Consider the following 25,312-nt stretch of genomic DNA (forward strand, 5'->3'; position numbering starts at 1 on the left):
GGTCACGCCAACTCCTTCATCGCGATCTCGAATTGTTCGGCACTGGGAATGCCATGGTGCCATTTGACGTTGTTTTCCATATAGGAAACGCCCTTGCCCTTGATCGTGTTGGCGATCACGCAAAGCGGCTTCTCGCGGTCGCCGACCGGGCGGCCGAGCACGTCGAGCAACTGGCGGTAATCATGTCCGTCGACCATCTCGACATGCCAGTTGAAGGCTTCCCATTTCCTGTCGAGCGGGTCGAGGCCCGCGGTTTCCTCGGTGCCCGCCCCCTGCTGAAGCCGGTTGCGGTCAACGATCACCGTCAGGTTCCGCAGCTTGCGGTGGCCGCCGGTCATCGCGGCCTCCCAGTTCGAGCCTTCCTGACTCTCGCCGTCGCCGAGCAGCACATAGGTGCGGTAACCGGCACCGGAAATCTGCCCGGCGATGGCGATGCCGGTGCCGACGGGCAGGCCGTGACCGAGCGGGCCGGTATTGGTTTCGATCCCCGGCAGATAGGTCCGGTTCGGGTGGCCGTTCAGCTTCGACAGCGGCTGCATGTAGGTCGAGAGCTGTTCCTCGGGGAAATAGCCCGCTGCGGCGAGCACCGAATAGAACGCGCCCGTACAATGCCCCTTGCTCATGATGAAACGGTCGCGGTCCGGGTTGCGGGGGTCCGCCGGGTCGTAGCGCAACACGCCGAAATAGAGCGTTGCCAGAATGTCGGTTGCCGACAGGTCGCCGCCCGGATGGCCGAGTTGCGCGTCATACACCATGCGGATCAGCCGGCGGCGCATCCACGCCGCCTTGTCGCGGATCGTGTCGAGCTTGCGGTCTTGCGCAATCGGGTTGGTAAGGTCGGTCATTTCGGATCCTCGTCTCGGAGCCGCCGCATCAGCATGCCGGCAGGGTGAGCGTGGGCACGGCGGGTGCGCCGTGATTGTAGATCGGCCAGCGCAGGTAGCGGGTGACGGCCTCGTTCACCACATCGGCGTGGTGGCCGCGCACCATGGCGACGTGATGCTCGAAACCGTTCTGGGTGACAAAGGCCATCAGCTCGCGCAGGCGTTCCACCCGGGTCACCGCGATTCCGCCATCCATCGGAAAGGGATCGTCGGTAAAGTCGCCCTGACCCACATAGGCCTTGAGCGTTCCTGCGCCGTCGTCCGACGAGAGGCGGAAATAGGTCATCGGACCGGGCGCGACCTTGCCCTTGACCGCGCCGAAGCATTTGGCGCGTCCGATGGTTTCACCCAGCACGTCAAGCTCGCCCACTTCCGGGATGACCCCCATGAACTGCTTGGGATAATTGCCGCAATGGGTGCAGACGCACTTGTCCGCCGCATCGCCGTAGTTGTTGTTCCAGTCGAGGATCGCCGAGGGCTGACCGGCGGCCAGCGCCAGCGCATACATGGAGACAGCGCCCATCACGTCCACCTCGCAGGCGGAAGGCATCAGTTCCTCGCCCATCATCGACATGGTGAGGCAGGTGGCGCAGCCGAAATTGTCCTGAAGCGAACGCCAGCACTGGATGGCGGAGGCGTCACATTCGTTCTCGGCGATCCAGCGGTTGACGGCGACGGACCACTTGGCCTGTTTCGCGATCTGCGCGGGCGTAATGTGGGCGGGGATGGTGCCGTAGGCCCTGATGGCGGCGAGTTTCGCGGCAAGGTCCGCGTCGTCATCGGCAATCGCCGAAGCGCTCGCGATGATCTCCGACAGGTCGACCGTGACCACGGTCATGCCGCTGGCCTGAAGCAGCTTTTCAGAGAAGCGCATGGTCTGGAACGGGCTGGTGCGGGCGCCGATGGCGCCGATGCGGGCATTTTTCAGCCCGCGGACGGTGCGGCAGATGCGGGCGAAGCGGTCGAGATCGGCGCCGAATTCCGCGCCGCCGGTATCGCAGGTGTGCAAGGTCGTTTCGGTGAAGGGCACGCCGTATTGATAGAAGTTGTTGGCAACCGACAGCTTGCCGCAGAAGGCGTCGCGGCGGGAATGAACATCGACCTTGTCGATATCGTCGTTGCTTGCCTGAAGCAGGATCGGGACGTTCAGCTTCGCACGGTTGACCAGTTCGGCAACGGCGATCTCGTCGCCGAAATTGGGCAGGCAGATCACCAGCCCGTCGATCTCGTCGCGGTGCCGCGAGAAATGCTCGGCGTAGAGCTTTGCGTCGACGACGGACTGAACAGCGCCGTTGACCGTCGCCTCGAACGGCAGGGTGCTGGCGGCAATTCCCAGCCGTTCCAGATGGGCAAGCGTTTCCTCGCGCGCCGCCCTGCACGGGGCTCCGTTGAAAAACGCCCGGCTGCCGATCACGACACCCAGCGTCACCTTGCGTATTGCGTTCCGCATCATTCATGCTCCTCCGGCCCGAAACCCGCGCACACCCGGCACGGCAGGCCGGTTCGAGCGGATTCCTTTGCTGATCTTTCGTATACTATCGATTGATTGCGTTTGCAATTGAATTATCGCATGAGCGTCTTGAATCCTGACAGGCACGCCTGTCCTGCGATACCTGCCGCCCACGTAGCGCAAACGCCAGAAATTCACCTTTCTCCCTTTGGTTGAATCACTGCGGCAAACAGGTCCACGCCCACCCCGACAAAGTTCACGATTACACTCGCGGCAATCAAAACGCACTCAGTGCTGCTTTTCGGCGCATGCGTATCAAAACAAAAGCAATTGACAAAATTCAAAAGTCAAAGTCTATTTATCGCGGAGGAGCCCCGCATGAACCGGGGACGGCTTTCCACATGGAGGAACTCATGAACATCAAACGCAGACTGCTGGTATCCGCGCTTGCCCTCGGCATGGCCGGCGCCCTGCCGGGCCTTGCCGCGGCAGACGGGCTGATCGCGATCATCACCCCCAGCCACGACAACCCCTTCTTCAAGGCAGAAGCGGTCGGCGCCGAGGCAAAGGCCAGGGAACTGGGCTATGAAACGCTTGTCATGGTCCACGACGACGATGCCAACAAGCAGTCCGAACTGTTCGATTCCGCCATTGCCAGTGGCGCGAAGGCGATCATTCTCGACAATGCCGGCGCGGATGCCACCGTTTCGGCGGTGCAGCGCGCCAAGGACGCGGGCATCCCGTCCTTCCTGATCGACCGCGAGATCACCGCCAGCGGCGTCGCGGTCAGCCAGATCGTTTCGAACAACTATCAGGGCGCGCAACTCGGCGCCGAGGAATTCGTCACCCTGATGGGCGAGGAAGGCAAATACGCCGAACTTCTGGGCCGCGAATCGGATACCAACGCCGGCATCCGCTCCTCGGGTTATCACGACGTGATCGACCAGTATCCCGACATGGAAATGGTCGCCCAGCAATCGGCCAACTGGTCCCAGACCGAAGCCTATACGGTGATGGAGACCATGCTTCAGGCCAACCCCGATCTGAAGGGCGTGATCTCGGGCAACGACACCATGGCCATGGGCGCCTGGGCGGCGCTGAAGGCCGCCGGCCGCGAGGATGTGATCGTGGTCGGTTTCGACGGCTCCAACGACGTGCGCGATTCGATCATCGAAGGCGGCATCAGGGCCACGGTGCTGCAGCCGGCCTATCGCCAAGCGCAACTCGCGGTCGAGCAGGCGGACAAGTACCTGACCACCGGCTCGACGGGCATGGAGGAAAAGCAGTTGATGGATTGTATCCTCATCAACGGCGACAACGCCTCCAAGCTTGAAACGTTTGCGCTGGCCGACTGACGGCTTCAGCCACCCGGCCCGGCGCGTTGCTCCCCTTTGCGCCGGGCCACCTTTTCGCGGATCGCCGACCTCGCCCGGCACCGCACCACCCCGTTTCGCAAAGGTTCGACATGACCCGGACCCTGATGACGGCCGCCTGCATCGTGGCGCTTCTGCCCATGGTCGCCGGCTGCAAGATCGTAAAGAACCCCGACCCGGACGACACCGAACATGCCGCCGCCAACATGACCGACGACGAGCGCATGGCGGCGCTGGCAGCCGAAACCTACGAGCCGAAACTGCTGCCCTACATGGACGAAAAGGCGCAGGACATCGGCGCGGTGATCGCGGCCGTCGCGCAGGACCTCGATGCGGCGGGCGAAAGCCTCGGCATCCCGAAATCGAGCGAAGGCAGCCCGTGGAACTTCGTCGCCACCGGCAATGGCACCGTGGTCGCCTCGAAGCGCGACTCGCGTGCCGCCACGCTCGACGTGGATATCGACGGTGACAATGCCGCCGATCTGGCGATCCAGCTTGGCCCTGTCGTCAAGGGAACCGCCCTGCGCGACGCAACCACTTTCTACGTCTTCACCGACTTCCGCGACCAGATCGAATTCGCCAAGCTCGGGCGGGCACTGAACGACGCGGCCAGCGCTGCCATCGATATCCCCGAGGGCGACCTGATCGGCGCCACGGTCGCCTTCACCGGCGCCTTCAGCCTGCCGAAACAGGGCGACAGGATATTGCTGGTACCGGTCCGGCTTTCGGCCGGCGGAGGCCAGTGATGGACACGCAGGAGGTTGGTCTGACGATCCGCAACGGGATCAAGGTCTATCCCGGTACGGTCGCGCTGAAGAACGTCGATTTCGACCTGCACATGGGGGCGGTCAACGTGCTGGTGGGAGAGAACGGCGCCGGAAAATCGACGATGATGAAGATCGTCGCCGGGGTCGAGCCACTGACCAGCGGCAGGATGGAACTGTTCGGCAAGCCCGTCGTCTTTCACAACAAGAACCAGGCCGAAGCGGCGGGCATCGGCATCGTGTTTCAGGAACTGAACCTGTTTCCCAACATGACGGTGGCCGAAAACATCTTCATCGGCCGCGAAAAGACCAGGGGCGGCATAGATATCGACCAGACCTACGAGCGCGAGGAGACCAGAAAGCTGCTGGCGCGGCTCGAACACGAGAGCATCGACCCCGACACGCCGCTGGGCGACCTGCGGATCGGTCAGCAGCAGATCGTCGAGATCGCGAAGAGCCTCGCCCAGGATGCGCGCATCCTGATCCTCGACGAGCCGACATCAGCGCTGTCTGCGGCCGAGGTCGAGATCCTGTTCCGCGTGATCCGCGACCTCAAGGCGCACGGGGTGGGTATCGTCTATATCTCGCACCGGCTCGAGGAACTGGTGCGCATCGGCGACTACATCACCGTGCTGCGCGACGGCAGGATCACCGGCGCGCGCAGCATGGAGGGGATCGACGTCGGCTGGATCGTGCGCAACATGATCGGCGGCGCGTCGAAGGATTTCCCCAAGACCGAGGTGCTGGAATTCGGTCCCGAGGTCTTCCGCGCCGAGAACATCACCCTGCCACGGCCGGGCGGCGGCTATACCGTCGATCATGTGTCGCTGTCGGTCCGGGCGGGTGAAATCCTCGGCGTCTACGGGCTCATGGGAGCGGGGCGGTCGGAGTTCTTCGAATGCGTGATGGCGCAACACCTGGGCAGCGGCGGGGCGTTCTATGTCGAGGGTGCGCCGGTGCGCGAAAGGACGGTCGCCGGACGGATCGGCCGCGGCATCGCCCTGATCCCCGAGGACAGGAAACGTGACGGGCTGATCGAGATCCTGTCGATCCGCGAGAACATCACCCTGTCGTCGCTGCGGGATTTCACCACCGTTTTCGATCTGAACCTGACTGCCGAAGCGAAGGCGGCCGAAAGCTATGTGCAGGAGCTTTCGATCAAGGTCGCCTCGATCGAGAACCCGGTGTCGAGCCTGTCGGGCGGCAACCAGCAGAAGGTTGTCGTTTCCAAGGCACTGATGACCCGGCCCAGGGTGCTGCTGATGGACGAACCCTCGCGCGGGATCGACATCGGCGCCAAGGCCGAAATGTTCCGCACCATGCGCCGGCTTACCGCCGAAGGGCTGGGCATCATCTTCATCACCTCGGATCTCGAAGAGGTCATGGCGCTGTCCGACCGCATCATCGTCATGGCCGACGGCCGCATCACCGGCGAGTTCGACGCGCATGGCGCGACCAGCGAAGACCTCGTGACGGCATCCACGCCCGGCAAGACCGAGGCCACTAGGGATCTCTCGAAGGAGACCGCGTTATGAACAGCGCACCCGCGACCGACACGGAAAAGAAAAACTCGGGCAGGCTTCTGCTGCTGCTGCTGAAGGCCCGGACCTTCATCGCACTGATCATCGTCTTCGTCTTCTTCGCCTTTGCCGCCCCGAACTTTCTCAGCAGCGCGAACCTGATCATCATGTCGAAGCACGTGGCACTGAACGCGTTTCTGGCCATCGGCATGACTTTTGTCATCATCACCGGCGGCATCGATCTGTCGGTAGGTTCGATCGTCGGGCTGTGCGGCATGGTGGCCGGCTGGCTGGTGCTCAACGGGCTCGATTTCGGGCTCGGCTGGACGATGCAGTTCAACACCATCGAGATCATGCTGGTTGTCGTTCTGGCGGGTACGCTGATCGGGCTGATAAACGGGCTGCTGATCACCAAGCTGAACGTCGCCCCCTTCATCGCCACGCTGGGCATGCTCTATGTCGCGCGCGGGGCGGCGCTGCTGTCGTCGGGCGGGCGGACGTTTCCCAATCTCAACGGTAACGCGGAATACGGCAACAACACCTTCTACCTGATCGGCGCGGGCAATTTCCTCGGCATTCCCATCTCGATCTGGATGCTGGTCGCGGTGGGGCTCGGGGCGGCATATGTCGCCAGGCGCACACCGCTCGGCCGTCACATCTACGCCGTCGGCGGCAACGAGAAGGCTGCGGGCCTGTCGGGGGTACGGGTCGATCAGGTCAAGATCGCGGTCTACATGTTCTCAGGTTTCTGCGCCGCGCTTGTGGGGCTGATCATCACCTCGCAGCTTGTCGCCGCCCACCCCGCCACCGGCAACATGTTCGAGCTCAACGCCATCGCCGCGGCGGTTCTGGGCGGCACGTCGATGTCGGGCGGGCGCGGCAAAATCGCCGGAACCATCGTCGGTGCCTTCGTCATCGGCATCCTGTCGGACGGGCTGGTGATGATGGGCGTCTCGGCCTTCTGGCAGACGGTGATCAAGGGGCTTGTCATCATTGCCGCCGTTGTCGTCGATCAGGCGCAGCAAAGGTTGCAGGCGCGTGTGGTGCTTCAGCAGCAGGCATCGCTCAACCAATAGAAATGCCCGCCTGCCCGGCCTCCGGGCGGGCGGCTCGCACCGGGTGGACTCCGCCGCACTTGCATTCGAATCGCCACGGTGACAGAAAACGGAAGTGATCGAAGCCCGCTGCGAACAGTCGCTTTTCGGTCCGTGCACCCATGACGCAGGAAACGGAGGCGAAAGGTCCGGTGTCGGAGAAGCCACTTACCTTCACGGAGGATATCACCGGCCTGCTCGCCGAGCCGCGCCGGCGCAAGATACTCGAATGGCTTCAGGAAGAAGGCAGCGCCCGCGTGCGCGACCTGTCGGCGGCCTTCCAGGTCTCCGAGGCGACCATCCGTCAGGATCTGGAGCGGCTGGAACGCGATGGCCACATCTCGCGCGAGCACGGCGGCGCCCATCTGAACCGCACCCCCGGCCAGCCCGGGGCGATGGTGCTACAGCACATGGAGAACATGGACAGGAAGCGCCGTATCGGCGCGCGGGCGGCGGCACTTGTCGGCGATGGAGAGACCATCATCCTCGATGCCGGCACCACCACCACCGAGGTCGCCACCCGCCTTGCCGACCGGCACAACCTGACCGTCATCACCAACGCGCTCAACATCGCGATCATTCTCGGGGCCATCCCGGGGTTTGCCGTGCACCTGCCGGGCGGCCAGTTCAAATCGCCCACGCTGTCGATCAGCGGTGACAAGGCGGTCGAGTATTTCCACAACATCTATGCCGGAAAGCTCTTTCTGGCGACCGCCGGCGTCGGGCCGGAATCCGGCCTGACCTATCCCAGTTTCGCCGATCTCGAACTGAAGAAGGCGATGATCAACGCCGCATCGCATGTCTATCTCGTGGCCGATTCGACCAAGATCAACAAATCCTCGTTCACGCGGCTGGGTGCGCTCGAACTGATACACACCTTCGTCACCGACGACGGCATCTCGGACAGGGACGCCAGGGAGTTCGCATTACGCGGGATCGAACTTCTGATCGCCGACTGACCCCTCCCACCCGGTCCGCGGAAACAGCGCAAAGGTGCCGCCATGCTTATCGGTCTCAACCCCGTACTTTCGCCCGACCTGTTGTTCACGCTCGCCGCGATGGGCCACGGCGACGAAATCGCGGTGGTGGATGCCAATTTCCCCGGTGCGAGTTGCAATGACCGGGTGATCCGCCTGGACGGGATTTCCGCCACCGCTGCGGTCGAGGCGATCCTCTCGGTCATGCCGCTCGACGATTTCGTCGACGACCCGGCGCATGCGATGCAGGTCGTCGGCGATGCCGAAACCATCCCCGAGGCGGTTGCCGAATTTCAGTCGATCATCGAAAACGTCGCGGATAATCCGGCCCGGATCGCCTCGCTCGAACGGTTCGCCTTCTACGGACGGACGAAATCGGCCTATGCCATTGTCCAGACGGGCGAACGGCGGCTTTACGGCAACCTGATCCTGAAGAAGGGCGTTGTGCGCCCGTCCTGACCGCTACCGGCGGACCGGCTCGGGCGCCCGCGACGACGAAAGGTCCTGCATCGTCGCGGGCACGGCGCCTCAGATCACGCCCAGCGCTTCCATCGCCTCGGCGACGCACACGAAACCGGCGATATTGGCGCCCAGCACGTAATCGCCCGGTGCGCCGTATTCCTCGGCGGTTTCGGCGCAGGTGTCGTGGATATTGCGCATGATCGTCGCCAGCCGTTGTTCGGTCTGCTCGAAGGTCCAGCTGTCACGGCTGGCGTTCTGCTGCATTTCGAGTGCCGAGGTCGCAACCCCGCCGGCATTCGCCGCCTTGCCGGGGGCAAACATCACCCCGGCCTGCTGGAAGATGTGGATCGCATCGGGGGTCGAGGGCATGTTCGCGCCTTCCCCCACCGCCATCACACCGTTCCTGACCAGCTTGCGCGCGTCCTTGCCCGTTAACTCGTTCTGTGTCGCCGACGGCATGGCGATGTCGCATGGCACATCCCAGACCGTGCCACCGGCGATGTAATGGGTGCCCGTGCCCTTGATCCGCGCATATTCGGCAATGCGCTCGCGCCGCACCTCCTTGATTTCCTTCACCAGATCGAGGTCTATGCCGTTCTCGTCCAGCACATAGCCGTTGGAATCGGAGCAGGCCACGACGGTTCCGCCCAGCATGCCTACCTTTTCCATCGTGTAGATCGCGACGTTGCCCGAGCCCGAAACCACAACTCTCTTGCCATCGAAGCTCTGGTCCTGCGTCGCCAGCATCGACTGGACGAAATAGGTGTTGCCGTAGCCCGTCGCCTCGGTGCGGGCGCGCGAGCCGCCATAGGACAGGCCCTTGCCGGTCAGAACGCCGGCCTCGTAGCTGTTTCGCAGCCGTTTGTACTGCCCGAACATGTAGCCGATCTCGCGCCCGCCGACGCCGATATCGCCGGCGGGAACATCGGTATATACCCCGATATGGCGCGAAAGTTCGGTCATGAACGACTGGCAGAAGCGCATCACCTCGGCATCGGATCGGCCCTTGGGGTCGAAATCCGATCCGCCCTTGCCGCCGCCGATCGGCAGCCCGGTCAGCGCGTTCTTGAAGGTCTGCTCGAAGCCGAGAAACTTGATGATGCCGACATTGACCGACGGATGGAACCGGATCCCGCCCTTGTAGGGGCCGAGCGCCGAATTGAACTGCACGCGGAAACCGCGGTTGATGCAGACCCTCCCCTTGTCGTCGATCCAGGGTACGCGGAAGATGATCTGCCGTTCCGGTTCGCAAATCCGTTCGATCAGCGCGTCGTCGGCGTATTCCGGGCGCTTGGCGATCACGCGGCCCAGGCTTTCGAGCACTTCCCGCACCGCCTGGAGGAACTCCGGCTCGCCGGGGTTGCGGCGTGCCACTTCGTCCAGAACCGGCTCCAGTTTTTCATCGAGTTGGGTCATCGATCACCTCGCATATCACCCTGTATGAAACATGTTTCTGCCTGTTAGGTTGTTTTTCGGGCAGATCAAACGCGACATGATGCATATCTGTGCGCCGCCGCAACCGGACGCCGGGGCGTTCCGGAGGAAAGGGGGCATCCCCCGGCCCATGCGCCGGCGCATCACCCGGCAAGATAATCCATATCTTCGACCAGATGGCGCCTTTCCAAATCGGGCAGGATCGGCAGAATGCCGGCAGGAGGAAGAGACTTATCAAGTTTTGGAACCCGTCATTCGTGACGATGGCCGGCAGAGATCGCGACAGGCAGGATCGCACGATCCGGCACGGGCAACGTGCCGGCGTGGGATTTGTCCATGTCGAACCGGCATGGCGCAGATATGCGCGCCGTGCCCGTCTCTTCGCCGGGCGCACCGGATGAGAACCAACAGAACCCGCACCCCAGAGGTGCGCAAACCGGGAGGACCCCATGTCGGGACTTAAGAACTGGACACCGAAGCTCGCAACCGGCGCCTTTGCGCTGGCGGTCGGCCTGTCGCTCGCTGCGGCGCCGGCGATTGCGGCGGACAAGGGATATGTCGGCATCTCGATGCCGACCAAATCTTCGGCGCGATGGATCGCCGACGGCGAGAACATGGTCAAGCAGTTCCAGGAAGCCGGCTACGAGACCGACCTGCAATATGCCGAGGACGATATCGCCAACCAGCTCCAGCAGATCGAAACGATGATGCTGAAGGGCGTCAATGTTCTGGTCATCGGCGCGATCGACGGCACCACGCTTTCCGCCGCGCTGGAAAACGCCGCCGCTTCGGATATCAAGGTGGTCGCCTACGACCGGCTGATCCGCGATTCCGCCAATGTCGACTATTACGCCACCTTCGACAACTTCCAGGTCGGGGTTATCCAGGGCACCTCGCTGATCGACGGCCTGAAGGCGCGTTTCCCCGACGACGCGGTCTGGAACATCGAACTGTTCGGCGGCAGCCCCGACGACAACAACGCCTATTTCTTCTACGATGGCGCGATGTCGGTGATCCAGCCGCTGGTCGACGAGGGCAAGGTCAGCATCGTTTCGGGCCAGACGGGCATGGATACGGTCGGCACCCTGCGCTGGGACGGCGCGGCGGCGCAGGCCCGCATGGATAACCTGCTTTCGGCCAATTACACCGACAGGCAGCTTCACGGCGTGCTGTCGCCCTATGACGGGATTTCCATCGGCATCATCTCGTCGGTCAAGGGTGTCGGTTATGGCTCCGGCGATCTGCCGATGCCGATCATAACCGGTCAGGATGCCGAAATCCCGTCGATCAAGGCGATCATCCGGGGCGATCAGTACGCGACCGTCTACAAGGATACGCGCGAACTGGCCCGCGTGACCGTTGGCATGGTCGACGCACTGCTGCAGGGCAGCGAGCCCGAGATCAACGACACCGAGACCTACGACAACGGCGTCAAGGTCGTTCCCTCCTACCTGCTCAAGCCGGTGGCGGTGAACGCGGACAACTGGGAAGAAACCCTGGTGGGCAGCGGCTACTACACCGCCGATCAGCTCAAGTGAGTTCCTCCACAGGGGTGGCGCCAGCGGCGCCGCCCCATCCAGTCAACAAAAAGAGTTAACGCTCTGCCGGAGGGACAAATGACAGCCATTCTGGAAATGCGGAGCATCACCAAGACGTTTCCGGGGGTCAAGGCCCTCGACGACGTAAACCTCACGGTCGAGGAAGGTGAGATCCACGCGCTCGTCGGTGAGAACGGTGCCGGCAAATCGACCCTGATGAAGGTGTTGAGCGGCGTCTATCCGCACCATCAGTACGAGGGCGAGATTTACTACAAGGGCCAGTTGCAGAAATTCGGCAGGATTGCCGACAGCGAGGAAAAGGGCATCATCATCATCCACCAGGAACTGGCGCTGGTTCCGCAACTGTCGATCGCCGAGAACATCTTTCTCGGCAACGAGCAGGCAAAAGGCGGCGTCATCGACTGGCACGAGACCTTCGCGCGCGCCGCCGAACTGACCGCGAAGGTCGGGCTGCGGGAAAACGTCGCGACGCTGGTCACCAATATCGGGACGGGCAAGCAGCAGCTTGTCGAGATCGCCAAGGCGCTCGCCAAGAAGGTGGAGCTGCTGATCCTCGACGAGCCGACATCGAGCCTCAACGAGAACGACAGTGAGGCGCTGCTCGAACTGATGCTGGAGTTCAAGCGTCAGGGGATCACCTCGATCCTGATCTCGCACAAGCTGAACGAGGTCTCCAAGGTCGCCGACACGATCACCGTGCTGCGCGACGGCCACACCGTCAGCACCTTTCCCAGCGACAAGACCCCGGATATCGAGAACCGGATCATCAAGGACATGGTCGGGCGCGAACTGACCAACCGCTTTCCTCCGCGCGAAAGCCGCATCGGCGAGGTGCTGATGGAGGTGAAGCAGTGGAATGTCTATCACCACCAGCACGCCGAGCGGCACCTGATCCGCAATGTCAACTTCAACCTGCGCGCCGGCGAGATCGTCGGCATTGCCGGGCTGATGGGGGCCGGGCGGACCGAGCTTGCGATGAGCATCTTCGGCCATTCCTATGGCCAGAAGATCAGCGGCGAGGTCTTTCTCGACGGTCGTCAGGTCGATGTCGGCGATATCGACAAGGCGGTGAAGCTCGGCATCGCCTATGTGACCGAGGACCGCAAGGAATACGGCCTGATCCTGGACGAGAGCATCAAGAACAACATGACGCTGGCCAACCTCGAAGGGGTGTCGCGCGGCGGCGTGCTCAACGAACACGAGGAGCGGCAGGTCAGCCGGGAATATATCGGCAAGCTCAAGATCCGCTGTTCGTCGATGCTGCAGGAGGTGGTGAACCTTTCGGGCGGCAACCAGCAGAAGGTGGTGCTGGGCAAATGGCTCTATTCGCACCCCGAGGTGCTGATGCTCGATGAGCCGACACGCGGTATCGACGTGAACGCCAAGTTCGAGATCTACACGATCATCAACGAACTGGCCGCCGAAGGTAAGGGGATCCTCTTCATCTCGTCGGAAATGCCGGAACTGCTGGGCATGTGCGACCGCATCTATGTCATGAACGAGGGCCGGATCGTCGGCGAGCTTCCGGCAAAGGAAGCCACCCAGGAAGCGATCATGCGCATGATCCTCAAGAGCGATGGATAAGAATATGCAACAAGTGCCGAACACGGGCGCAGCGGCTGCGGCCGACGATGCGCAGAACAAGCATACGATCGGAAGTTACCTCAAGGCGAACCTGCGCGAATACGGGCTGCTCTTTGCGCTGATATTCGTCATGGTGGCCTTCCAGATCATGACCGGCGGCATCCTGATGAAGCCGCTCAACATCACCAACCTCGTTCTTCAGAACAGCTATATCGTCATCATGGCCATCGGCATGCTGCTGGTCATCGTGGCCGGCCATATCGACCTTTCGGTCGGTTCGGTCGTCGGCTTCATCGGCGCGCTGGCGGCGGTGATGATGGTGTCGTGGGATCTGCCGGTGCTGCTGTCGGTGATCGTCTGCCTGGCCGCCGGGGTCGTCATCGGCGCGGCGCAGGGGTACTGGATCGCCTATCAGAAAATCCCCGCCTTCATCGTGACACTGGCGGGGATGCTGGTCTTCCGCGGCCTGACCATGGCGCTGCTTCAGGGGCAGTCGATCGGTCCGTTCCCGACCACCTTCCAGCGGCTCAGCTCGGGCTTCATCCCCGACCCGCTCGGCGCGGGACGGTTCCACATGCTGACGGCGGTGCTCGGCGCCGCGCTCAGCCTCTGGGTGGTCTACAGTAATGTCCGCGCCCGCCGCGCCGAGGAACGCGTCACTACCCCGGACGAGCCGTACAGCATCTTCCTGGCCAGAAACGCGCTGATCCTGTTCGCGATCAACTACTTCACCCTTCTGCTGGCCAATTATCGCGGGCTGCCGAACGTGCTGGTGGTGATGGCGATCCTGATCGCCATCTACAGCTTCGTAACCACCCGCACGACGCTCGGGCGGCGCATCTATGCCATCGGCGGCAACGAGAAGGCCGCCAAGCTTTCGGGCGTGAACACCGAGAAGCTGACCTTCCTGACCTTCGCCAACATGGGGATGCTGGCGGCGCTTGCCGGGCTGGTCTTTGCCGCGCGGCTCAACTCGGCCTCGCCCAAGGCGGGCGTCGCGTTCGAGCTCGATGTCATCGCCGCCGTCTTCATCGGCGGTGCGTCGATGTCGGGCGGGGTCGGCACGGTTGTCGGCGCCATCGTCGGCGCCTTCCTGATGGGGGTGATGAACAACGGCATGTCGATCCTGTCGGTCAATATCGACTACCAGCAGGTCATCAAGGGGCTGGTGCTTCTCGCCGCCGTCATCTTCGACGTCTACAACAAGAAGAAGGCCGGGTAGGGCCGGATCCTGTCCGGGCCGGGAGCCTCCCCTCCCGGCCCGGGCGCAACCGCAACCGCATCCGGGCCGCGTGGCGATGACGGACCCGGCCGCAAAAGGAGAATCCGCCCATGCTGCTCGAACTTCGCATGGCCGTGCTGGAGGCGAACCTCGAACTCAACCGCCGGGGTGTCGTTCTCTATACCTGGGGCAACGTCAGCGGGATCGACCGCGCTCGGGGGCTGATGGCGATCAAGCCGTCGGGCGTGGATTACGACGCAATGACGATCGACGATATCGTTGTGGTCGATCTCGACAACAAGGTGGCCTGGGGCGAGCGCAAGCCCTCGTCGGACACCCGCACCCACACCGCGCTCTACCGCGCCTTCCCGGATATCGGCGGTGTCGCCCATACCCATTCGACCAATGCCGTTGCCTGGGCGCAGGCCCGCCGCGCCATTCCCTGCCTCGGCACCACGCAGGCCGATTATTGCTGGGGCGAGGTGCCCTGCACCGCGCCGTTGCCGCCCGATGAGGTGCGCCGCGATTACGAGACCGCCACGGGCGATGCGATCATCCGCCGCTTTCAGGGGCTCGATCCGGCCGCCGTGCCGATGGTTCTGGTCGCCGGACACGGCCCCTTCGCCTGGGGCAAGGGCCCTGACGAGGCGGTGCGCAATGCCGTGATCCTCGAAGAGGCCGCCCGCATGGCCACGCTGACCGTCACCATCGCCGGCCCGCAGCCGCAGCCGCTCGAGGATTATGTGCTCGACTATCACTACGAACGCAAGCACGGCCCCAACGCCTGGTACGGGCAGGCCAGGGGCTGAATGCCAGAGCGGGCGCGGAAAACGGCGCCGGCAAACACGGATATGGCCGCGGGACGGGCCCGCCGGCCGCACGATGAAAGAGCAAGGACATGATAGGACTGAAACCGCTGAAATTCTGGTTTGTCTGCGGGTCGCAGCACCTCTACGGCCCCGAAACGCTGGCGCAGGTCGCCGATGGCGCGCGCACGGTGGCACAGGGGCTCGAGGCCGGCGGCAAGCTGGCGCTGCCCATTGATTTCGCCGGTGTCGTCACCACCTCGGACGAGATCGCCGATGTCTGCCGCCGCGCCTCGGCCGATCCCGAATGCGGCGGGGTGATCGTGTGGATGCACACCTTCTCGCCCTCGAAGATGTGGATTCGCGGCCTCAACCACCTGACCAAGCCGGTCCTGCACCTGCATACACAGCTCAAGGCGGAACTGCCGTGGGATTCGATCGACATGGATTACATGAACCTGCATCAGGCCGCCCATGGCGACCGCGAGGCAGGCTTCATCCACACCCGCCTGCGCCTGCCGCGCAAGGTGGTGGTCGGCCACTGGTCGGACGCCGAGGTTCAGGCCCGCATCGACGCCTGGATGCGCGCCGCGCGGGCCTGGAACGACTGGCACGGCGCCGCCTTCTGCCGTTTCGGCGACAACATGCGCAATGTCGCGGTGACCGAGGGCGACAAGGTCGGCGCCGAGATGAAGTTCGGCTTCTCGGTTCAGGGCTACGGCATCATGGATCTGGCCGACCGGATGAACGAAATGCCGGATGGCGATGTCGCGGCGCTGGCGGCCGAATACCTTCGGCTCTACGATGTCGATCCGGTGCTGGCCCCGGGCGGCGACCGTCACGATGCGCTGCTCTACAACGCACGGCAGGAACTGGGTATTCAGGCGTTCCTCGAAGAGGGTGGCTTCAAGGGCTTCACCCACACTTTCGAGGATCTGCACGGCCTGAGCCAGTTGCCCGGTATCGCCAGCCAGCGCATGATGGCGCGCGGCTACGGCTTTGCCGGCGAAGGCGACTGGAAAACCGTCGCGCTGGTGCGCGCCCTCAAGGTGATGGGCCACGGGATGACCGGCGCAACCTCCTTCATGGAGGATTACACCTACGATCTGACGCCCGGCGGCGAGCAGGTGCTGGGCTCGCACATGCTCGAGGTCTGCCCCTCCATCGCCATCGGCAAGCCGCGGGTGGAGATTCATCCGCTCGGCATCGGTGGCAAGGACGATCCGGTGCGGCTGGTGTTCAACGCCCGAAAAGGGGCCGCCCTCAACGCCAGCCTTGTCGACATTGGCAATCGTTTCCGCCTGATCCTCAATACGGTCAACGCCGTCGATCACCCCGATCTGCCAAAACTGCCGGTGGCCCGCGCGGTCTGGGAATGCGAACCCGATTTCAAGACCGCAATCCACGCCTGGATTCTGGCCGGCGGCGCCCATCACACCGCCTACAGTTACGATGTGACAACCGAAATGCTCGACGATTTCGCGACGATCGCCGGTGTCGAACTGGCGGTGATCGACGCGGATACCACAATCGACCGCTTCCGCCAGGATCTGCGCATGAACGAGGTCTACTGGCACCTCGCCCACGGCATCCGCGCCTGAGCGCCAGGCCGTTTCGCGCTACGCGTCACCAACCGGAGGCACCGCAGGCGGCGGTGCCTCCTTTTCCCGGTCCTGCACAAGCGCCGCCGCTTCCATGCTCCGTTCGCGGAAGGCGCGCGGGCTCAGGTTGGTGTGCTTGCGGAACACCCGCGAGAAATAGAGCGGATCGTCGTATCCCACCACCTGCGACAGCGCCTTGATCGGCATGTTGGTGATCCGCAGGATCTGCATCGCATATTGCACGCGCTGCGCATCGCGCCACTGCACGACCCCGGTACCGACATATTTGCGAAACAGGTGCGACAGCCGCGACGGCGACAGGCAGACGTGTTCGGCCACCTCCTTCACACCCAGCGGTTTGTGCAGGTTCTCGGTGATCAGCGTGCAGGCGGCAAGGATACGGTCGTCGACCACCGTGGTCGTGCTGCGCAGCGCCCTGTCGGCGCGCGCGCACGACAGCAGGATCTGCTCCAGCCGGTTGAACGCGAGGTCCATCGACAGGTTGTCATCCAGCACCGACCATTTCTCGACCTCGGTAAACAGGCGGAACATGTCGCTGAACTGCAATTCGCCGCTGTCGCGCAGCAGGAAGACACCGTCCGACTGCCGCTCCCACTCCAGCCACGGTCTCCAGAAGGCGCGCGGCTGGAAATAGATCCAGCGATGCCACCATTTGTCGGCCTCCGCGGCGCGGCCGTAATAGTGGCGCACATCGGGGGGAAAAAGCAGCAGATCGCCGGGCTTGACGGTGAAGGTCGCTGCCCCGTCGAACACCTGCCCGACACCGTCGACCGTCAGGTTGATGATCCAGCCCTTCATGCCATCCGGCCGGTCAATGAAGAAATCGAGCGCGCCATCCCGCTCGATCGGCGTGATCCCGGCCACCAGCCGCAGATCGAAGCGGAAGCCCGGGAACAGCGGGGCGACCTGGGTATCGCCGTCCGGCGGGCCGGAGATGAAGGCGAGCTTGCGAAAAATACGACGGACCTGCGGGTCCTGCGACGGATCGAATGTGGAATGATCGTCCATGTCTCCAGCCCGATGCTGCATTGTCCCCGTTTCGCGCGCCCACTACCATAAACCAATCGGCCGGCATGGAAAAGTCTAGTGGCGGGCAGGCCTGACCGGATCGTCCATGAACTTGCGCGATCCGCCGAAGATCGAGGAGGAGATTCTGGAATGGCTGTATCGGGTGAATCCTGTGTGCTGGGGCTGGACTTCGGGTCCGACAGCGTGCGGGCGGTCGTCGTGCGGGTTGCCGACGGCGAGGAGCTTGCCGCCGACGTCGCCGAATACCCCCGCTGGGCCGAGGGGCGGTTCTGCGATCCCGCCCGGCAGCAGTTCCGCCAGCATCCCGCCGATTACATGGAGGCGATGACCGCTGCCGTTCGCGGCGCGCTGGCCGGATTCGGCGCCGACCGGCCCGAAATCGTCGGCATCGGCGTTGATACCACCGGCTCGTCGCCACTGCCGGTCGCTGCCGACGGAACGGCGCTGGCGCTCAAGGACGGCTTCACCGCCGACCCCGATGCGATGTGCATCCTGTGGAAGGATCACACCTCGGTCGCCGAGGCGGCCGAGATCAACGCGCTTTGCGCCTCGGGCAGGTTCCCCGATTACATCAGGTATGTCGGCGGCATCTATTCGTCCGAATGGTACTGGGCAAAGATCCTCAACGTGGCCCGGCGCAATCCGACCGCCTTCCGCGCCGCCGCGAACTGGGTCGAGCTTTGCGATTACATCCCTGCCCTGCTGACCGGGGTGGACGACGCGAACAAGATCGTGCGCAGTCAGTGCGCGGCGGGGCATAAGGCGCTGTGGTCGAGCGACTGGGGCGGGTTGCCGGGGCGCGACTGGCTGACCGCGCTCGATCCGGTGCTCGGCAACCTTCCGATGCCGCTTTATGACGAGACCCGTACCAGCGACCAGGAAGCCGGCCGGCTGACGCCGGAATGGGCCGGGCGCTTCGGGATCACGGCGGGAATTCCCGTCGCTGTCGGGGCCTTCGACTGCCACATGGGCGCGGTAGGTGCGGGGATCGAGCCCTATTCCTTTGTCCGCGTCATGGGAACCTCGACCTGCGACATCCTGATGGCCCCGCCCGAAGAGGTTGGCGATACGCTGGTGCGCGGCATTTGCGGGCAGGTTCCCGGCAGCGTCATGCGCGGCTACGTCGGTTTCGAGGCCGGCCAGTCCTCGTTCGGCGATGTCTTCGCCTGGTACGAAAAACTGCTGAGTTGGGGCCGCACCGGTACCGGCAGGAAAGGGTCGCTTCTGCCCGCGCTCGAAGCCGAGGCGGCGCAACTGCCGCCCGGCGCGCTTGGCGAGCGGGCGCTCGACTGGCTGAACGGGCGGCGCACGCCCGATGCCGACCAGACGGTGCGCGCCATGATCGCCGGGCTGCATCTGGGGTCGAGCGCGCCCTCGGTCTATCGCGCGCTGATCGAGGCCACCGCCTGCGGCGGCCGCGCGATCATCGAACGCTTCGTCGAACAGGGCATCCCGGTCAGGAAGGTCGTGGGCATCGGCGGCATCGCCCGAAAATCCAACCTTATCAGCCAGATCTGTGCCGACGTGATGAACCGCGAAATCAGCATCATCGAATCCGATCAGTGCTGCGCCCGTGGCGCGGCGATCTTTGCCGCCACCGCCGCCGGTGGCCACGCGGATATCGAAGCGGCAAAGAACGCAATGCTGAGCCCGGTCGAAAAGGTGTTCAGGCCCAATCCCGAGGCCGCCGCGCAATACGAGGCAATCTATGCCGACTACAAGCGGCTGGGCGCCTTCGCCAACGACTTCTGAGTTCCGGCGGGAAATGCGACCACCCCGGACGGCAGCACCGTCCGGAGTGTTTTCTGCCGACGGTTCAGCGCGCCAGCCAACCGCCGTCGACGTTGAAGATCGCGCCGTCGATGTAATCGGCTGCGGGTGAGGCAAGAAACACCGCTGTCCCGGCGATATCCTCGGGCCGGCCCCAGCGGCCCGCCGGAATACGATCGAGGATCGCCTGGTTGCGTGCCGGATCGTTGCGCAGCGCCTCGGTATTGGCGGTCGCGATATAGCCCGGCGCGATCGCATTGACGTTGATTCCCTGCGCCGCCCATTCGTTCGCCAGAAGCTTCGTCAGCCCGGCCACGCCATGTTTCGACGCGGTGTAGGACGGTACGCGGATTCCGCCCTGAAACGACAGGAGCGATGCAATGTTGACGATCTTGCCGCGCCCCTCGCGCGCCAGCACCGCCTTGCCGAATGCCTGGCAGGTGAAGAACAGCGCCTTGAGATTCACGTCGATCACGTCGTCCCAGTCGGCCTCGCCGAACTCCACCGAATCCGCGCGGCGGATGATGCCGGCGTTGTTGACAAGGATGTCGATGATCCTGCCACCGAACACCTCGCGCGCCGCCATCGGATCGGCGAAGTCGAGCCTGAGCGATTCGGCGCTGTCAATCATCCCCACCGTTTCGTTGCAGGACGACCGTCCGGCACAGATCACATGCGCCCCCGCCCCGCCCAGTCCCACGGCGATCGCCTGTCCGATGCCGGTATTGGCGCCGGTCACCAGCGCGGTTTTCCCCTCGAGCGAGAACGAGATCATCTGAACCTCTCCATTACAGTCGTTTCGGTATCGGGCGGCGCCTTGTTACCGTGTTCCGCGGCGGCACAGAAGTACCGCGGCGGATTATACCGCCCCCCGGGGCAATCCGCGTGGATCACCTCGCTACGGCCATCACCGCGGGCCGGCACTTTTTGGCTGATCATTATCGGGGAGGGCTTCCGCAGCCGGTCTCCGGGGCACTTGCATTGCCGCTGCGATTTCGCTTTCCTGACTAACTGAACAGGACCGCTCCCTTTCTACGCCGCATCGAAGGGGTGCATTGGACAAATCACCGGTATCGCGGCGGACGATCAAATGGAGATCACCTTTCGGCTCAACGGAGAAACCGTCAGTGCCAGCGCCGGCCCGACGTGCAGCCTGCTCGACTGGCTGCGCGGGGAACGCGGCCTGTCCGGCACCAAGGAGGGCTGTAACGAGGGCGATTGCGGCGCCTGCACCGTCATGGTCACCGACCGGTCGGGGGCGGCGCGCGCCCTCAATGCCTGCCTGCTCTTCATGCCGCAGCTTCAGGGCAAGGCAGTGCGCACCATCGAGGGCATCGCCGGCCCCGGCGGGCAGTTGCATCCGGTCCAGCAGGCGATGATAGATCACCACGGCAGCCAGTGCGGCTTCTGCACCCCGGGATTCGTGGTCTCGATGGCGGTGGCCCATGCCAACGGCCAGACCGATCACGACACCCGGCTTGCCGGCAACCTGTGCCGCTGCACCGGCTATGCGCCCATCGTCCGCGCCGCCGAAGCCGCCGCCGGCCAGCTCGTTCCGGACTGGATGGACGATGCGCCGGAGGGGCTCTGCCCCGACGCGGGCAAGGAGGCGGAGGTGGCCCTGCCCACCTCCTCCGACGCGCTCGCAACCTGGTATGTGGCCCATCCCGGGGCAACGCTGATCGCCGGCGCGACCGATGTCGGGCTCCGGGTCACCAAGGGGCTGCGCGATCTGGGGCCGGTGGCCTTTCTTGGCCGCTGCGCCGACCTGCAGCGGATCGAAATCGCCGACGACGCAATCCGTATCGGCGCCGGTGTCACCCTGTCCGATCTGGAACCGGTCATGGCCACCCATCACCCCGGCTTCGCCGAACTGCTCCGCCGCTTCGCCTCGGTCCAGATCCGCAACGCGGCGACCCTGGGTGGCAACATCGCCAACGGATCGCCTATCGGCGACGGTCCGCCGGCCCTGATCGCGCTTGGCGCCACGCTGCACCTGCGCCACGGCCCGGTGCGCCGCAGCCTGCCGCTCGAGGATTTCTTCCTCGATTACGGCCGGCAGGACCGCGCACCGGGCGAGTTCGTCGAGGCGGTCAGCATTCCGCGCCAACCCGATACGCTGCGCTGCTACAAACTCTCCAAACGCTTCGATCAGGATATTTCGGCGGTCTGCGGCTGTTTCAATATCACGGTCGCGGACGGCATTGTTACCGGCGCCCGCATCGCTTTCGGCGGCATGGCGGGCATTCCCAAACGCGCCGTGCATGTCGAAACCGTGCTCACCGGCAAACCCTGGAGCGAGGCCACCATCACCGCCGCCCTTCCGGCCTTTGCCGCAGATTTCACACCCCTGTCCGACATGCGCGCCAGCGCCGGCTACCGCCTGGGTGCGGCGAAGAACATGCTCCGCCGGTATTTCGCGGAACGCGCCGGCATTCCCGCCAGCGTGCTGGAGGTGCGCGCATGAGTGTCGCCCAGCCCCTTCCGCATGATGCGGCGCATCTGCATGTGACCGGTCAGGCGCGCTATCTCGACGATATTCCCGTGCCGTCGGGGTGCCTGCATCTTGCTTTCGGCCTCTCGTCCGTTGCGGCCGGCACCATCGTCTCGATGGATCTTTCGGCGGTGCGCGCCGCGCCCGGGGTTGTCGCCGTCCTGACCGCCGCAGACCTGCCGGCAGAAAACGATATCTCGCCCGCCCCCGCCTTTCACGAGGAGATGCTGTCCTCGGGCGAGGTCTTCTATCTCGGTCAGCCGCTCTTTCTCGTCATCGCCGAAAGTCACATCGCGGCGCGCCGGGCGGCACGGATGGCCGCAATCGGCTATAGCGAACGCGCGCCCGTGCTCGACATCGACGACGCGCTTGCCGCAGGCTGGTATTTCGAGGAGACGCGCGTCTATTCCAAGGGCGATGCCGAGGCGGCGATCGCGGCGTCCGCGCTTATCCTCGAAGGCTCGATCGACATCGGCGGACAGGAGCATTTCTACCTCGAGGGTCAGGCCGCCCTCGCCCTGCCGCAGGAAGGCGGCGACATGGTGGTGCACTGCTCGTCCCAGCACCCGACCGAGATCCAGCACAAGGTTGCCGAAGGGCTGGGGGTGCCGATGCACGCCGTCCGGGTCGAGGTGCGGCGCATGGGCGGCGGCTTCGGTGGCAAGGAGAGCCAAGGCAATGCGCTGGCGGTCGCCTGCGCGGTGGCGGCACGCATCACGGGCCGGCCCTGCAAGATGCGCTACGACCGCGACGACGACATGACGATCACCGGCAAACGCCACGATTTCCGCATCGGCTACCGTGTGGGCACCGATGCGGCGGGGCGAATCAACGGCGTGATCTTCGACCAGTACTGCCGCTGCGGATGGTCGCTCGACCTGTCGCCGCCGGTCGCCGACCGGGCGATGCTGCATGCCGACAACGCCTATCTGCTGCGCAACGCGCGCATTTCCTCGCACCGGTTGCGCACCAACACCCAGTCGGCCACTGCCTTTCGCGGCTTCGGCGGCCCGCAGGGCATGCTGGGGATCGAACGGGTGCTCGACCATATCGCCCATGCGGTCGGTCGCGACCCGCTCGAGGTGCGGCGGGCGAATTTCTATGCCGACGCGACCGGTGCGCCGGCGATCCAGACAACCCCCTATCACATGGCAGTCGAGGATTTTGTCCTCGACGCTCTGGTGGCGCAACTGGCCGAAAGCTCGGGCTACAGCGCGCGCCGCGCCGCGATCGACGAATGGAACTTCACGAATCCGATCCTGAAAAGGGGGCTGGCCCTGACACCGGTCAAGTTCGGCATCTCCTTTACCCTCAGCCATCTCAACCAGGCCGGCGCGCTGGTCCATGTCTACAACGACGGGTCGATCCACCTGAACCATGGCGGCACCGAGATGGGGCAGGGCCTGTTCCAGAAGATCGCGCAGATCGCGGCCAGCCGCTTCGGCGTTCCGATCGGGCGGGTGAAGATCACCGCGACCGATACCGGCAAGGTGCCCAACACCTCGGCCACAGCCGCCTCATCGGGCACCGATCTGAACGGCATGGCGGTCAGGGCCGCCTGCGACGAAATCCGCGGGCGGCTGGCCGGGCTGATGGCCGAAACCCGTCAGACCGACCCGGCATCGGTTCGCTTCGAGGACGGGATGGTCCATGTCGCGGGTGAGGCGGTTCCCTTCGACGAGGTGGTGATGCAGGCCTATCTCGCGCGCGTCAGCCTCAGCGCGGCGGGCTTCTACAAGACACCCGGCCTGCACTGGGACAGGATCGCCGGAACCGGCCGGCCGTTCTTCTATTTCGCCTACGGCGCGGCGGTGAGCGAGGTGGTGATCGACACGCTGACCGGGGAAAACCGCATCCTGCGCACCGATATCCTGCACGATGCGGGCAACTCGCTGAACCCGGCGCTCGATATCGGCCAGATCGAGGGCGGCTATGTTCAGGGCGCAGGCTGGCTGACGACCGAGGAACTGGTCTGGGACGCGAAGGGCCGGCTGATGACCCACGCCCCCTCGACCTACAAGATCCCTGCCTGTCCGGACCGGCCCGATATCTTCAACGTTGCGCTCTGGGACAGGCCCAACCGGGAAGAGACGATCTATCGCTCCAAGGCGGTGGGCGAGCCGCCGCTGATGCTGGGCATCTCGGTGCTGATGGCGCTGTCGGATGCGGTGGCGGCCTGCGGTCCGGGTTATCCGGCGCTCGATGCGCCGGCAACACCGGAGCGTGTCCTTCATGCCATCGAACGGGTGCGCGCATGAGTTTCGATCTGGCAGCGCTCCGGCGGGCAGTTGCGGCACAGACACGGATCGCACGCATCGTGATCGCCGAAACCGCCGGATCGGCGCCGCGCGAGGCGGGCACCGCGATGCTGGTCTGGGCCGGCGGGCAAAGCGGCACCATCGGCGGCGGGGCGCTGGAATTCACCGCCATCGCCACGGCACGCGATCTGCTGGCAGCCGGGCATGGTACGGTTGCGCGCATCCCGCTCGGCCCCGGCCTCGGCCAGTGCTGCGGTGGCGCGGTGACACTGGTGACCGAAGTGTTCGATGCGAGGGCACTCGAAAAACTGCCTGGCCTCATCGCCGGCGGCATCTGCCTGCGGCCGGTGGGCGGTGACCGGGAAGCCCCGCTTTCGGTAAGGCGGCTGCGCGCCGGTCTGCGCAACGGCACCATCGCACCCGGCCTCCGCCTGCTCGACGGCTGGCTGGCCGAACCGCTGCCGGTTCCGGGTCACCAGTTGTGGCTCCATGGCGCGGGCCATGTCGGGCGGGCCATCGTGGCGACGCTGTCGCCGCTGCCGGACTGGCACATCACCTGGATCGACACCGCGCAAGACAGATTTCCGGCCGAGGCGGACACCATGGCACGCGTTCTTGTCGCCGCCGATCCGGTTCGCACGGTCCGTCACGCGCCACAGGACGCTCATCACCTGATTCTGACCTATTCGCACGCGCTCGATCTGGAACTCTGCCATGCGCTGCTCGGCCATGGCTTTGCGTCTGCCGGGCTGATCGGATCGGCGACGAAATGGGCCCGTTTCCGCACGCGTCTGCGGCAGCTTGGCCACACCGACGCCTCGATTGCGCGCATCGTCTGCCCGATCGGCGATCCGTCCCTTGGTAAACATCCGCATGCCATTGCGGTCGGGGTGGTCGCGCGCTTACTAGGGGCAAGCCAAACGAGTCGAGAGGCAGCCATGGATCGCCCCGCGTGACCGCGCTGATATCCGTTCAGGGGCTGCGAAAGGCCTATCCCGGTGTCGTCGCCA

Annotated in this window: 20 protein-coding genes; 15 read left to right on the forward strand and 5 right to left on the reverse strand. The window is 64.4% G+C overall.

The window, feature by feature from the left end; genetic code table 11:
• Positions 1-2 precede the first annotated feature (2 nt).
• Positions 3-845 (reverse strand): transketolase, encoded by an 843-nt coding sequence (locus tag ACK5IR_RS00665; RefSeq protein WP_416924863.1) that lies wholly within the window; start codon positions 843-845, stop codon positions 3-5.
• Positions 846-873: 28 nt separating this feature from the next.
• Positions 874-2,337, reverse strand: a complete 1,464-nt coding sequence (locus tag ACK5IR_RS00670; protein ID WP_416924865.1) for an L-fucose/L-arabinose isomerase family protein — start codon at positions 2,335-2,337, stop codon at positions 874-876.
• A gap of 410 nt (positions 2,338-2,747) precedes the next feature.
• On the opposite strand from ACK5IR_RS00670, the gene ACK5IR_RS00675 reads away from it, so the two are divergent.
• The 6 genes from ACK5IR_RS00675 (at position 2,748) to ACK5IR_RS00700 (ending at position 8,521) form a co-directional block, all read left to right on the forward strand.
• Complete coding sequence (locus ACK5IR_RS00675) at positions 2,748-3,689, forward strand: D-ribose ABC transporter substrate-binding protein (RefSeq protein ID WP_416924867.1); 942 nt, start codon at positions 2,748-2,750, stop codon at positions 3,687-3,689.
• Positions 3,690-3,799: 110 nt separating this feature from the next.
• A complete protein-coding gene (locus tag ACK5IR_RS00680) occupies positions 3,800-4,453 on the forward strand; it encodes a DUF2291 family protein (RefSeq protein WP_416924869.1) in 654 nt (217 codons plus the stop codon).
• Positions 4,453-6,006 carry a sugar ABC transporter ATP-binding protein gene (locus ACK5IR_RS00685; RefSeq protein WP_416924871.1) on the forward strand — a complete coding sequence of 518 codons (1,554 nt, stop codon included), beginning with the start codon at positions 4,453-4,455 and terminating at the stop codon, positions 6,004-6,006. The genes ACK5IR_RS00680 and ACK5IR_RS00685 overlap by 1 nt, the downstream gene beginning before the upstream one ends.
• Complete coding sequence (locus tag ACK5IR_RS00690; protein ID WP_416924873.1) at positions 6,003-7,067, forward strand: ABC transporter permease; 1,065 nt, start codon at positions 6,003-6,005, stop codon at positions 7,065-7,067. The genes ACK5IR_RS00685 and ACK5IR_RS00690 overlap by 4 nt, the downstream gene beginning before the upstream one ends.
• Before the next feature lie 170 nt (positions 7,068-7,237).
• Positions 7,238-8,044 (forward strand): DeoR/GlpR family DNA-binding transcription regulator, encoded by an 807-nt coding sequence (locus ACK5IR_RS00695; RefSeq protein ID WP_416924875.1) that lies wholly within the window; start codon positions 7,238-7,240, stop codon positions 8,042-8,044.
• A 42-nt stretch (positions 8,045-8,086) separates the two neighbouring features.
• The gene (locus ACK5IR_RS00700) at positions 8,087-8,521 is read left to right on the forward strand and encodes an RbsD/FucU family protein (RefSeq protein ID WP_416924878.1); all 435 of its coding nucleotides are present in this window, start codon (positions 8,087-8,089) and stop codon (positions 8,519-8,521) included.
• 69 nt (positions 8,522-8,590) lie between these two features.
• On the opposite strand, the gene gdhA is transcribed toward ACK5IR_RS00700, so the two are convergent.
• Positions 8,591-9,940, reverse strand: coding sequence for an NADP-specific glutamate dehydrogenase (gene gdhA, locus ACK5IR_RS00705; protein WP_416924880.1), 1,350 nt, complete (start codon positions 9,938-9,940; stop codon positions 8,591-8,593).
• A 467-nt stretch (positions 9,941-10,407) separates the two neighbouring features.
• Here gdhA and chvE point away from each other — a divergent pair, with 467 nt between their 5' ends.
• The 5 genes from chvE (at position 10,408) to araA (ending at position 16,730) form a co-directional block, all read left to right on the forward strand.
• A complete protein-coding gene (chvE, locus tag ACK5IR_RS00710; protein ID WP_416924882.1) occupies positions 10,408-11,496 on the forward strand; it encodes a multiple monosaccharide ABC transporter substrate-binding protein in 1,089 nt (362 codons plus the stop codon).
• Between the two features lie 78 nt (positions 11,497-11,574).
• Positions 11,575-13,101 (forward strand): multiple monosaccharide ABC transporter ATP-binding protein, encoded by a 1,527-nt coding sequence (mmsA, locus tag ACK5IR_RS00715; protein WP_416924884.1) that lies wholly within the window; start codon positions 11,575-11,577, stop codon positions 13,099-13,101.
• 4 nt (positions 13,102-13,105) lie between these two features.
• A complete protein-coding gene (mmsB, locus tag ACK5IR_RS00720) occupies positions 13,106-14,323 on the forward strand; it encodes a multiple monosaccharide ABC transporter permease (protein WP_416924886.1) in 1,218 nt (405 codons plus the stop codon).
• 110 nt (positions 14,324-14,433) lie between these two features.
• Positions 14,434-15,132, forward strand: a complete 699-nt coding sequence (araD, locus tag ACK5IR_RS00725) for an L-ribulose-5-phosphate 4-epimerase AraD (protein ID WP_416924888.1) — start codon at positions 14,434-14,436, stop codon at positions 15,130-15,132.
• A gap of 89 nt (positions 15,133-15,221) precedes the next feature.
• On the forward strand, positions 15,222-16,730 hold the full coding sequence (gene araA / locus ACK5IR_RS00730) for an L-arabinose isomerase (protein WP_416924890.1): 1,509 nt from the start codon (positions 15,222-15,224) through the stop codon (positions 16,728-16,730).
• An 18-nt stretch (positions 16,731-16,748) separates the two neighbouring features.
• Here araA and araC read toward each other — a convergent pair whose 3' ends face one another.
• Positions 16,749-17,759: an arabinose operon transcriptional regulator AraC gene (gene araC / locus ACK5IR_RS00735; protein WP_416924892.1), complete on the reverse strand. Its 1,011-nt coding sequence runs from the start codon at positions 17,757-17,759 to the stop codon at positions 16,749-16,751.
• 150 nt (positions 17,760-17,909) lie between these two features.
• On the opposite strand from araC, the gene ACK5IR_RS00740 reads away from it, so the two are divergent.
• Positions 17,910-19,532 (forward strand): ribulokinase, encoded by a 1,623-nt coding sequence (locus tag ACK5IR_RS00740; protein ID WP_416924894.1) that lies wholly within the window; start codon positions 17,910-17,912, stop codon positions 19,530-19,532.
• Between the two features lie 64 nt (positions 19,533-19,596).
• On the opposite strand, the gene kduD is transcribed toward ACK5IR_RS00740, so the two are convergent.
• Complete coding sequence (kduD, locus tag ACK5IR_RS00745) at positions 19,597-20,325, reverse strand: 2-dehydro-3-deoxy-D-gluconate 5-dehydrogenase KduD (RefSeq protein WP_416924896.1); 729 nt, start codon at positions 20,323-20,325, stop codon at positions 19,597-19,599.
• 315 nt (positions 20,326-20,640) lie between these two features.
• Here kduD and xdhA point away from each other — a divergent pair, with 315 nt between their 5' ends.
• The 3 genes from xdhA to xdhC are packed head-to-tail and all read left to right on the forward strand — an operon-like array spanning position 20,641 to position 25,258.
• Positions 20,641-22,017, forward strand: coding sequence for a xanthine dehydrogenase small subunit (xdhA, locus tag ACK5IR_RS00750; protein WP_416924898.1), 1,377 nt, complete (start codon positions 20,641-20,643; stop codon positions 22,015-22,017).
• Positions 22,014-24,302 carry a xanthine dehydrogenase molybdopterin binding subunit gene (gene xdhB, locus ACK5IR_RS00755; RefSeq protein ID WP_416924901.1) on the forward strand — a complete coding sequence of 763 codons (2,289 nt, stop codon included), beginning with the start codon at positions 22,014-22,016 and terminating at the stop codon, positions 24,300-24,302. Before xdhA ends, xdhB begins: the two co-directional genes overlap by 4 nt.
• Positions 24,299-25,258: a xanthine dehydrogenase accessory protein XdhC gene (xdhC, locus tag ACK5IR_RS00760; protein ID WP_416924903.1), complete on the forward strand. Its 960-nt coding sequence runs from the start codon at positions 24,299-24,301 to the stop codon at positions 25,256-25,258. Before xdhB ends, xdhC begins: the two co-directional genes overlap by 4 nt.
• The last annotated feature ends 54 nt before the right edge of the window (positions 25,259-25,312 follow it).

The sequence above is a fragment of the Tropicimonas sp. genome (genome assembly GCF_047971885.1).
GTDB lineage: Bacteria > Pseudomonadota > Alphaproteobacteria > Rhodobacterales > Rhodobacteraceae > Tropicimonas.